The organism is Hymenobacter sp. AT01-02 (assembly GCF_000961955.2).
In the GTDB taxonomy this organism is placed as follows: Bacteria; Bacteroidota; Bacteroidia; order Cytophagales; family Hymenobacteraceae; genus Hymenobacter; species Hymenobacter mucosus.
On record NZ_JZIR02000087.1, the window covers coordinates 1 to 1,227 of the forward strand.

Below are 1,227 nucleotides of genomic sequence, written 5' to 3' on the forward strand. Positions count from 1 at the left end.
GGTCCTGATGGGCGCTATATTATCACGCTCACGGCCGCTACGGGGCAGCGCGTGTTTCGGCGGGAGTTGAAGAAAGCAGACTTCTACCGCGTGGCCGTACCCGACATGGTAGTGGTAAGTGAACCGCACCCACCCCGGTTTTTAGGCTACTTCCCACAGCTAGGAGGGCTGGCCTTCTGGCAGGATATTAACATTCCAAACAGCGACGTAGGCGGCTATATTTTCATGCTCTTGGATATGCAGGGGGAACTGCGGGAGCTGCACTTTGGCAATCAGTTTGGCGAAGGCCGGGCCGATTGTGAGCCCCAGCCGTCCCCCAATGGGCGGGCCCTGCTTACGTGCTCCCAGCTTCTGCGGGTGGGGCAGCCGCCCCTGCGCTTGCAGAAGCCGCAGGCCGATATAGCCCTGGCTCGTTTCCTGTCCGACAGCACATTGCTCACCATTTACTCCTACGGCGAGTACCAGATGGCCAGAGCCAAGGACGGAACTGAAACAATGGAGTTTGTGGTGCCCAACCAACTACAACGGGCACCCAATGCGTTTGTGCAAACCATACAGGGGCGGGTACTCACCAGCTTCCGCTACCAAGGATTCTCGGTGGGCATGGGCTACCTGGTGCCCCGTCATTACGTTTGGCAAAACCAGACTTACTATTTGTTGGACGAGGCGAAGGGGCTACGTCTGCTTAATAAGCAAGACCCCACGCTAACGCAGGAAGTGGCCTTCCGCCAGATGAGCAAGTTTCGAGCGCCCCGGCGGCCCACGGAGGTACGCTTTCGCATCGAAAACTTTGAGTTCTACGCCGATAAAAGCCATCCGGCACAGGTGCGCTATCGTCGGCTTACCGCCGCTGGGTAGCGCACCTATGCCAAGCGCCACCGGAACCCTGGCCCCGCAGATTCTCGTAGGCGGAATGAGCACTACACTTGTACCGCATTTTTACGATGGATCCTACCCAACTAAGCCTTGAACTTCGACATGGCAAAAGCGCTGACCTCAAGCGCCGCCGCTGGATTATTGGCCTCTCCCTGCTCGGCGTGGCTGCCGGCCAGATAGTAAGCCTCTATCAAACCGGCATCATTCACCACCTGCCCGACCCCCCCATTGGGCCGTTCGATTCGGACAAGGTAGACGCCTCCGACTACGGCTATAAGCGGCTCGATACCCCCGACGCCCTCCCCATGATTGTAACCTATGGCCTCACGGCCTGCTTAGCGGGAGCGGGCG

The 1,227-nt window shown here is 58.8% G+C and carries 2 protein-coding genes; both read left to right on the forward strand.

Features of this window, described 5'->3' with window-relative positions; genetic code table 11:
- Positions 1-858 (forward strand): hypothetical protein (locus VI25_RS25270; protein ID WP_161806987.1); only part of this gene is annotated, 858 nt, incomplete at its 5' end.
- 86 nt (positions 859-944) lie between these two features.
- Positions 945-1,227: vitamin K epoxide reductase family protein (locus VI25_RS19480; protein ID WP_161806988.1), on the forward strand; the 283-nt coding region annotated here is incomplete at its 3' end.